The organism is Arthrobacter sp. HMWF013 (assembly GCF_003061105.1).
Classification (GTDB): Bacteria; Actinomycetota; Actinomycetes; order Actinomycetales; family Micrococcaceae; genus Arthrobacter.
Genome location: NZ_QAIQ01000570.1, coordinates 1 through 9306, shown reverse-complemented (window position 1 = coordinate 9306; position 9306 = coordinate 1). Strand labels below are relative to the sequence as shown.

The 9306-nt window shown below is 62.1% G+C and carries 11 protein-coding genes; 4 read left to right on the top strand and 7 right to left on the bottom strand.

Annotated features, from left to right (window positions below; all coding sequences use genetic code 11):
• Positions 1–136: 136 nt before the first annotated feature.
• Positions 137–340, bottom strand: a complete 204-nt coding sequence (locus tag DBR22_RS19490) for a cold-shock protein (protein ID WP_024365339.1) — start codon at positions 338–340, stop codon at positions 137–139.
• Between the two features lie 284 nt (positions 341–624).
• On the opposite strand from DBR22_RS19490, the gene DBR22_RS19485 reads away from it, so the two are divergent.
• Positions 625–1029 (top strand): TfoX/Sxy family protein, encoded by a 405-nt coding sequence (locus DBR22_RS19485; RefSeq protein ID WP_108600361.1) that lies wholly within the window; start codon positions 625–627, stop codon positions 1027–1029.
• 201 nt (positions 1030–1230) lie between these two features.
• On the opposite strand, the gene speB is transcribed toward DBR22_RS19485, so the two are convergent.
• Positions 1231–2229: an agmatinase gene (gene speB, locus DBR22_RS19480; protein WP_108600360.1), complete on the bottom strand. Its 999-nt coding sequence runs from the start codon at positions 2227–2229 to the stop codon at positions 1231–1233.
• Positions 2226–3602: an MFS transporter gene (locus DBR22_RS19475; RefSeq protein WP_108600359.1), complete on the bottom strand. Its 1377-nt coding sequence runs from the start codon at positions 3600–3602 to the stop codon at positions 2226–2228. The genes speB and DBR22_RS19475 overlap by 4 nt, the downstream gene beginning before the upstream one ends.
• A 178-nt stretch (positions 3603–3780) precedes the next feature.
• Here DBR22_RS19475 and DBR22_RS19470 point away from each other — a divergent pair, with 178 nt between their 5' ends.
• Positions 3781–5274, top strand: a complete 1494-nt coding sequence (locus DBR22_RS19470) for a PucR family transcriptional regulator (RefSeq protein WP_258229315.1) — start codon at positions 3781–3783, stop codon at positions 5272–5274.
• An 85-nt stretch (positions 5275–5359) separates the two neighbouring features.
• Here the strand turns inward: DBR22_RS19470 and DBR22_RS19465 are convergent, their stop codons facing one another.
• Entirely contained in the window at positions 5360–6751 is a 1392-nt protein-coding gene (locus tag DBR22_RS19465; protein WP_308810240.1) for a S8 family peptidase, read from the bottom strand.
• A gap of 50 nt (positions 6752–6801) precedes the next feature.
• Here DBR22_RS19465 and DBR22_RS19460 point away from each other — a divergent pair, with 50 nt between their 5' ends.
• On the top strand, positions 6802–7050 hold the full coding sequence (locus DBR22_RS19460) for a type II toxin-antitoxin system Phd/YefM family antitoxin (RefSeq protein ID WP_108600356.1): 249 nt from the start codon (positions 6802–6804) through the stop codon (positions 7048–7050).
• Complete coding sequence (locus DBR22_RS19455) at positions 7047–7313, top strand: Txe/YoeB family addiction module toxin (RefSeq protein ID WP_108600355.1); 267 nt, start codon at positions 7047–7049, stop codon at positions 7311–7313. Before DBR22_RS19460 ends, DBR22_RS19455 begins: the two co-directional genes overlap by 4 nt.
• 58 nt (positions 7314–7371) lie before the next feature.
• On the opposite strand, the gene DBR22_RS23995 is transcribed toward DBR22_RS19455, so the two are convergent.
• The 3 genes from DBR22_RS23995 to DBR22_RS19440 form a co-directional block, all read right to left on the bottom strand.
• Positions 7372–8076: a GerMN domain-containing protein gene (locus tag DBR22_RS23995; RefSeq protein ID WP_181365255.1), complete on the bottom strand. Its 705-nt coding sequence runs from the start codon at positions 8074–8076 to the stop codon at positions 7372–7374.
• 115 nt (positions 8077–8191) lie between these two features.
• On the bottom strand, positions 8192–9016 hold the full coding sequence (locus DBR22_RS19445) for a hypothetical protein (protein WP_108600354.1): 825 nt from the start codon (positions 9014–9016) through the stop codon (positions 8192–8194).
• 68 nt (positions 9017–9084) lie between these two features.
• Positions 9085–9306: bile acid:sodium symporter (locus DBR22_RS19440; protein ID WP_146187582.1), on the bottom strand; the 222-nt coding region annotated here is incomplete at its 5' end.

The window sequence follows — 9306 nt, the reverse complement described above, 5'->3', positions numbered from 1 at the left end:
GGTGAGAAGGACGTGCGCAGCCCCAACCCTGATGAATAAGCACGCTTGTGTTAAAAGGACACAAAAAAGCAGGGCCGGTCATTGACCGGCCCTGCTTTTGAAAATGAAACCCTAAGGCCCCAGAATCTCTAATGAATTAGAGTGCCTGGATGTTGACGGCCTGGGGACCCTTGGGGCCCTGCTCGGTTTCGAAGGAAACCTTCTGGTTCTCTTCGAGTGAGCGGAAGCCGGAAGAGGCGATCGCGGAGTAGTGAGCGAAAACGTCCTGTGAGGAGTCATCGGGGGAAATGAAGCCGAAGCCCTTTTCAGCGTTAAACCATTTGACGGTACCAGTAGCCATTATTTTTGTCCTTCGTGAAGGTGGAGGAAAAGTCCCGACTTTCGGGTCCTCCGGTGTGGGGTGTTCAAAACCGCTACTTCAGAAGAACGCGGACTTTCGACCGCGCGTACTGCCTGAACTACCAACTGCATAAACACAACAACAAAATCAACTGTACAGGAGTTTCCGGAGACCATTTACCACCGCCCGTCCCGGGGTCCTGTACCTCGCTGCTGTACCTCCCGGCGCCGCGGGCATATCCTGCCAACAGATCCGCGCCGCACCCAACCCCCGGGAGACGAACCATGGAGATGCCCAAAGCGTCCGACGCCGACAAGGAACGCTTCCGGTCGGTGGTCCCCGACCATCCGGAGGTGGTGGTGAAGCCGATGTTCGGCAACCTCGGGGCGTTCGTGAACGGCAACATGTTCGCGGGGCTGTTAGGGCCCACCATCGGTGTGAAGCTTGCCGACGAGGACAGGGACGTCCTCGAGAGCACCGAGCGGACTGTGCCGTTCGGGCCGGCAGAGCGGCCCATGGGCGGCTACACCGGCCTGCCGGAAGTCTGGAATGAAGAGGGCGACGGCGACGACGCCCGCGTCCGCGCCTGGGTCAGTAAGGCGTACGACCATGTCGCCGCCCTGCCGCCGAAAGAACCAAAGGCAACCAAAGCGTCCAAGATTCCCAAAGCCAAGGCCCCGCAGCAGTAGCCAGTTGCCGCGCCCCTCGTCCCTCCTCACAACCCTCTGGCATTACCTGCAGGTGCTGGGCGAACCCTCTGGCACTTCCCGCACGTTTTCGGGAAACCCTCTGGCACTTCCCGCCCCGCTTCCTGGCCGGGTGCGCCACGATCAAGCCAGACAACGAAGCCGGTGCACCTCCGGGTTTCCGGGGGTGCACCGGCCCTGCGCTCAGACGGCGGCGGCTTCGAGGGTTTTGTCACCAATGATGGACGCACCCTTTGAGCGGTTCACCATCAGCGCCAACAGGTCAAAGACCAAGGTCGCGGCCGCGAGGGTGGTGATGTCCGCGTGATCGTACGCGGGGGCAACTTCGACGACGTCGGCGCCGACGATGTTGATGCCGTTGAGGCCGCGGAGAAGGGCCAGCAGCTCGCGGGAGTGAAGGCCACCCATTTCCGGCGTACCGGTCCCCGGAGCGTAGGAGGGATCGAGAACGTCGATGTCGATGGAGACGTAGACCGGGGTGTCGCCGAGGCGGTCCTTGACCTTCTGGATAGCGGCCGGGACGCCGATGACGTCCAAGTCCGAGCAGCGGATGATCTGGAACCCGAATTCGTGGTCGCGCAGGAAGTCGGCTCGGTCGTAGACGGGCCCCCGGATACCCACATGCATCGATTTGTCCTCGACGAGAAGACCTTCTTCAAAGGCCCGGCGGAAGATCGTTCCGTGCGTGATGGGCTGGTCGAAGTAGGTGTCCCAAGTGTCCAGGTGCGCGTCGAAGTGCAGGAGGGCTACCGGTCCGTGGACTTCGTTCAGGGCACGCAGCATGGGCAGGGCGATGGTGTGGTCCCCGCCGATGGCGATCAGCCGCTTGTCCTCGCTGATCAGCGGCCGCGCCTGTTCTTCGATTTCACGTACCGCCCGGGTGATGTCGTAGGGCGTGCAGGCGATGTCACCGGCATCCACAACCTGGGCTTCGTATACAGGCTCGACGTCGAGTTCCGGGTGGTAGCCGGGGCGCAGCAGCCGGGATGCTTCACGGACCGCGGCGGGACCGAAGCGGGCGCCCGGGCGGAAAGAGGTGCCGCCGTCGAACGGCACGCCGACAATGGCAATGTCATAGTCGGGAACCCGGTCAATCTGCGGGAGCCGGGCGAAGGTGCCGAGTCCGGCGTAGCGGGGTACTTTGGTGGCGTCGACGGGCCCGATTGGCTTGTGCGTGGTCATAGCAGTGATCCTTCTTTGATGATTTCCGGGGAGGCCGGCTTCTTGTCAGTGGTGAGTTCCGAGAGAGATTTGTTGGCCGTTTCCGGGGCGAGCAGGAACGTTGCAACCAGCCCTACCAGGGAAATGATGGCGCCGATCAGCAGTGAGCCTGCGGCCCCGAAGCTGATGATGGCCACCGGCATCAGGTAGGTGCTGGCCGCGGAGCCGACGCGGCTGATGGCCGTGCCGAATCCGACTGCCGTGGCGCGGACCTCCGTGGGGAACAGTTCGTTCGGGTAGACGACCTCAAGGAAGCTGGAGGCACCGGAGGCCAGGGCAAAGACGGCCAGGGCGATGAAGAGCGGCGCGGCCGGAACGTTGGGGATGAAGGCGGGGATGGCGAGTGCAACCACGATGATGCCGAAGCTCCACAGCAGCAGCTTCCGGCGGCCGATCTTTTCAACCAGCCAGAGCCCTGGAATGCCGCCCACCACGAACAGCATGGAGATCAGGAAGGAACCGCCATAGAGGTTGGCGTCTCCTGTCATGCCCATTGAGGCCAGGAGATCCGGCGCGAAAGTGTAAACCGCGAAGAGCGGGATGACCTGGGCAGTCCAGAAGATCGAGACAAAGAGTGTTCGCTTCCACGCCTGTCCCCTGAAGATATCCAGGAACCTGCCCTGCTTGGCCGGACCATCACTGTCGGAGGCGATGTCTGCGAGGCTGTACTGCTGTCCGTACACCTTCTTGATGATGGTTTCAGCCTCATCGCGGCGGCCACGGGAAAGCAGCCAGCGCGGGGACTCGGGGGTGCCGAGCCTGCACAGCAGGGTCACGATGGCGAAGATCGCCGGGCTGGCTACCATGATGCGCCATGCATCAGGCCCGATATCGCGGAGCAGGTATCCGACGGCGTAGGCAGCGGCGGCGCCGACCGCCCAGACCACGAAGGTGGCTCCCAGAAGCCGGCCGCGGTGCTTTTTGGGAAGGAATTCTGCGAGCAGCGAGGTCGCGATCGGGTAGTCCGCGCCGATGGCCATTCCCAGGAGGAACCTGCAGAGGACAACCTGCCAGACTTCGGTTGCGAAGGCGTTGAGGACAGAGAAGAGGGCGAGCGCGATGAGGTCGGCGATATACATCTTGTGCCGGCCGATCTTGTCAGTCAGCCACCCGAAGATGGCACCGCCGAAGAAGATGCCCACCAGGCTGGCCGCGCCGATCAGGCCGATTTCCGTGGTGCTTAGTTGCAGGCCCGGCGTCATGGTGATCAGGGCGATCCCGATGATCGACAGCGCGAACCCATCAATGAAGGGACCCCCTGAGGCGAAGAAAGTCAGCTTCTTGTGGAAAGTTGTCAGCGGGGCATCATCAATGAGATTGCTTGTTGCGCTCATTTGAAACCCTCTCTCGTGAATGCTCGTAGCAGAGCGGGAAGTAAGTGAGACCATCATGGGTGACCGGCGTCACGTGGGTATATCCGGCAATCGATCACAAATGACGAAGCCTCCTATACGTTTGTATAAAGAACTGCTCAGGCAGACTGCGCCATCCCCTCAAGAAAGAACGCACCACGTGATTACCGTTGCCGAGCTGATTGCCGAACCGCAGTTGGGCCTCCGTCTGATGGCAGGTGCGGAGGGCCTGGGAAACGGCATCACGTGGGCGCACACTTCTGACCTTCCGCGGCTCTGGGAGTGGGTCACCGGAGGCGAGCTCATGATGACCAACGGACTGTCCGTTCCTGCCGACGCCGCCGGGCAGGTGGAGCTCGCGCAATCCCTGGTCCGGGCGGGCGCATCCGCACTGGCCATCGGCGAGAAAATGCACGCCCCGCCGCTGATGCCGGAGTTTCTTGAGGCGTGCAATACCCTGCCGTTGCCACTTATCAACGTGCCGTACCCCCTCCCCTTCATTGCTATTGCACGGTCCGTCGCCGAGTCCTCGCTGCTGGAGGAGTCCAAGAGGCTGCGGCAGACAGCCAGGATTTATGACCTTCTCCGTCTCGCCGGGAAGGGAAGTCAGTGGCAGAACTTGGTCGCCGGGCTCGAAGCAGAATTAACGTCGCGGCTGTTTGCGGTGGATCGGCGGTGCCTCCACGCGTGGCACCCGGACAGCGAGGCCTTACCGGCAGCCGTGGCCGCTGAGCTGACGCAGCTCAAAGACAGGACATCGGTTTCAACGAAGAATTTCCAGTGGCACACGCTCGCTGACCAACACGTCCTCCTCATGGAGATCCCCACGCACGCCAATGCGCTCCTGGTTGTCCTTCCTGAATCCGATCCGCACCCGGATGCGGTGGTGCTGCTGCACGCGGCAACTGTGTTGGGCCTTGAGCTGTCGCGTACAGTGCTTGGCCTGGAGAACCGGCTGCGCCGCGGCGCCGAATTCCTCATCCAAGCCTTTGACGGCCGGTACGGCATTAAGGATATGGAAAGCAGGCTCTCTGAATTCGGTATTCCCGCGCAGGAATTTCAGGTCATCTCCCTATCCGGCGGCAACGGAATGCATCTGGCGGAGACACACCTGAACATGTGGCGCCATGGCTTCCAAACTGCTTGTTTGGAGAGTCTCAACAGACTCCACATCCTGGTATCAACAGAATGCACGGATGAGATGCTGCGGCACGCACTGCCGCCCGACGCCAGGATGGGAATCAGCACCCCGACGACGGCGGCCACCATCGAAAGCGGACTCCAGGAGTCACTCTGGGCGCTTGGAACAGCGGGCGCCACCGGAGAGCATCTGGTGCGCTACGCCGAAGGCCCCTCGTGGTTGGGGTTGACCAGCCACGAAGAAGGACAAGCGCTGGTCCAGCGGCTTCTGGGACCGATCTTCGAGTATGAGAAGGGCCGTCAGCCGGACCTTCTCCTCACCCTGAAAACGTATCTGGGCATGCAACGCTCGTGGCAAAAGACGGCAGCCGCCCTGTTCACCCACCGGCAGACCGTCATCTATCGGATCAGGAAAATAGGTGAGCTGACGGGGCTGGACCTGACCCAGACTTCGGCACTCGCGCAGCTTTGGTTCGCATTGGAGATCCACGAAACGATGGAGCTCCGCGAGTAGCGGAAGCGCAGCCGGCGATGGCTGAAGGCACACCTGGGCGCAGCCGAAAGACGCCCACCCAGGTGAGCGGCTTTCGCTCTTGGCTTCACTTCAGAGGGCAGCCTTCCGCACCAACCGCACGGCAGGCGTTCACCCGACCGTACTTCCAATAGCTTTCAGTGCCAGCCTTTCTATCTGTGGTGGACTCGACCTTGCCGCGGACCACGTCGTTCCCGGCGGTAAGATCCTTGCTCCAGACGAGCGCCGCAACCGCTGCGACGATCGGCGAGGCCATTGAAGTGCCGCTGCCGAGGTCGTACTTCAGGGAGCGTTTGTAAGGGATCGTCGGGCCTTGCAGGGCGAAGTTGTAGTACGGGAAAGTCGAATAAACGTTGACCCCCGGCGCCGCCATGTCCACCCATTTGCCGAAGCTTGAGAAGGTTGCCTTGTTGTCAAAGTTGTCGGTTGCTGCCACGGCAATAACCTTGGAATACGCGCCAGGATAGATCTGGGCCTGGGTACCGGCGTTACCGGCCGCGGCGACTATCAGCACACCCTGATTCCATGCGTTATTGACGGCAGCTTCAAGGGTGCGTGATGAAACGCGCTGCCCGAGGCTCATGTTGATCACCTTGGCACCATGGGCCACCGCCCAGTCGATGCCCTGGGCGATGCGTGAACTGGAACCGGTGCCGGCGTCGTTGAGCACTTTAACATCCAGAATGTCGCATTCCGGGCACACACCCGAGACCCCTATGCCGTTGTGTTTGGCCGCAACAATACCGGCCACATGGGTCCCATGGCCGTACCTGTCGTAGTCCTCCTCTGCCTCAATCTTCTTGTCGCTGAAGTTGATCCGGTCAACGACCTTCTCGGAAATGTCCTCGTGATTGAACGCCACACCTGAATCGATGATGGCAACCTTGACGCCGATTCCTTCGGCGACGGTCCACGCCTCGACGGCATCCACATCAGCGTCCGCGGTACCTGCGGGTACCTCTGTGTCACCCGCGGTGTTCTTGAACGACTGCCCCACGTTCTGCAGCGCATATTGGCGGTCAAAGTAGTTTTCATCCATTGTGGCCGTCACGAGCTCGTCCGGCTCGGCATACTCAACTGCCGGGTTTCTGCTCAGGGCTGCGATAAGTCGGGATTCTTTTCCCGCCGGTACTTTGATGAGGTGGGCGCCGGTGCTGCCAATAGCCGGGCCCTGGCTAAGGCCATGCTGGCGCAGTACGCCGGGTGCCGCGGCATTGTCGCGGAACTTGACCATGATTTGCCCTGCGATGGGTTTTGACTCAGCCGCTGCATTACCCGGGGCTGCCACGGTGATTCCGCCAAGCGCCATCATTGCCGCTGCGAAACTAGCCACAATAAGTTTTTTCATAGGGGCAATATTGCGCCAACGTGAACCCACTGGATAGTGGCAATCGGAAGATTGTTTTCCCGATCTCCCATTGTGGCGGAGCTTTTCGAATAGTAGCTGGGATTTCGACACATCACCTCCGCGAGAGTGGTACCATATCAAGTACAAGTAGGAGGCTGATCATGGCAATTACAGCGACTGAAGCGCGGCGTGACCTTTTCGGGTTGATCGAGCGTGTGAACCTTGACCACACTGAGGTTGAGATCATGTCGCGCCGTGGATCAGCGGTGCTGATGTCCAAGGACGAGTACGACGCCCTCGTAGAAACGAGCTACCTGCTACGCTCCCCCGAGAATGCGCGCCGCTTGATTTCCGCTCTGGAGGCCGCCCGTGCGGGCGAGACCGTCACGCACGACCTGCTTGAACCTTGACCGCTCGCACGCTCGCCTGGGCCTCGGAAGCGTGGGAAGACTACGTGTACTGGCAGAGCCAAGATCGGAAAACACCCAAGCGGATCAACACGCTCATCGAGGACATCCTCCGGGACGACCCTTTCGACGGAATTGGTAAACCCGAACCCCTCAAACTTGCTTTAGCGGGCGCGTGGTCCCGTCGCATTGATGACTCCAACCGCCTGGTCTACGTTGCGAATGACCAATATGTGACGATCCTGCAAGCCCGTTACCACTACTGAGCCACCCCGGTGGTTGTGCCGATCGGTCCGCGGCACGGCGGCGGCAGGGTCAGCCTGTCTATTTGAGGCTGAGCACCTCGTCGATGGGGCGGCCGTTGACGAACACCTCGGCGCTCGTGGCCCCGGACGCTGCCATGGCTGTGTACTCCAGCTGTGCTTTGGCGCGCGGGATGTCGCACACGCCTCCCAGCATGAACTGCCCGGAGAGGTAGATGGTGATGGTGCTGCCCACCAGTTCGCCGCCCAGATAGGTCAGGTTCGACTGGTACAACACGTTCACGAGTCCTGACAGGCCGACGTCGCGGCTCCTGTTCGCGAGCAACGTCCCCACGCTGGGGCCCACCTGGTCAGTGAAGCGCACCGGGGCGGTGGTCGTGGCAATGAGGCTGTCACCGCAGCCGATCAAAGGCCCGGAGATGCCGTTGTCGCCGATGGCCACGTAGTAGACCGTCAGCGGGCCAACCTGCTCCGGGAACCCCGTGAAGGTAGGCTCCGCGGTCGGAGTCGCCGTCGGGCTGGCGGGAGCGGACGACGGCGGCGCGGACGACGGCGGGACAGTCGCCGTCGCGGTCGGCGTGACTGACGGGCTGCTCGGCGTGGAGGGGCTCGCCGTCGGACTCGGTGAGGTGGTGGGGCCCGCCGTCGAGGTCGGGGCCGCGGAGGTGCCCGTGGGCGCCGGCGCAGGAGGGCCGAAGCAGCCTGTGAGCGCGAACAGCGCGCAGACCCCCAGAACACTGAATGCCGAAACTCCGGGCCTGGTCATGATGCCCCCTTGGATGCTGGCCCTGGATCTTCCGGACCCGCTCCCAACCTACGCCGGAGCGATCCCCCCGGAACAGGGACTTAAGTCCGGCGTCGGCCGTGCATCGAGGCGCTGCCTATCGGCAGGAGTAGTCGTAATCGAGTCCGGCCGACACATACTGCGTCACTGTCACCGGGCTGCCGGGCGTCAGGCCCGGCAAAGAACAGTTCGACTTCGCTCCCCGCAGCGTCTTGGCCCCTGCAAGCCAGCTTGGCAGCCCCGTGAGGGAGCTGCTGGAGGGCACGGTCCCGGCGATGGTTCCCCACTGATAGCCAGTGGAGTAGATCCCGACGCCGGCGCCCGCATTCCCGGCAGTGATGCTCTTGAAGTAGGCGACCATCCCTTCAAGGTCCGCCCGGTTCAGGGCTGTGCCGCCCGTGCCGGTCTGCCAGCTGTTGCCGGTCTCAACGTCCAGCCACCAGAAATACTTGCCGGGGCTCGCCACGCCTCGGTCAGTGCCGTCGTCGTAAGCCTTCGCATACCCGTACATGTATGAGCAGGCGAGGTCGACTGCGCCTGCGCAGGTCCCATAAGGGTTCGCCACCTTCACGTCCTTGTAGACGTTGGACGAGGGCCACCAGGAGCCGGCATGTCCTGGATTGGCAGTGTTCACGTACAAAGCAACCTTGGGCTGCGAGGTTCCCCCGGTAGAGCGGGCGGCCCAGGTGAGTTGCTCGGCGAGGCAAGGGTTGGTGTTGTTGGCCAGTCCGCCGGTCACGCCCACGATCGCGAACGCCTGCCCGCTGGGAAGGGTCTTGCCGCACTGGGGCCAGGAAACGTCGTTGCCCACCACATCCGTATTTCCAGGTGACGGAGCCGCCGTCACCGGAGCCATTCCTGTGACCAACAGTCCACAAAGTGCCAGGAAAGTGCATGCCATCTTCATCCCAAAACGAGCCATGCCCAAAATGGTACGTCCGCTTCCGGAAGGAAACGCCGATGAGGCCCGGACATTCCTTCGTCAAGAAGCTAAACGCGCGCAGGAACAGGTCCGCTGGTGAATGTCCTGCTTTGGAGTCTTGCCAGCCGGCGGGCAACACCGGCGCAAACCAGCAGCTGCATGGCGTGGTACATGATCACGGGCAGGATCACCACTCCGCTCAGCGGCCCATGGAAGAGGATCGCCGAGAGTGGGAGCCCGGTGGCAAGGCTCTTCTCTGACCCGCAGAACATGATGGCCGTCGCATCAGC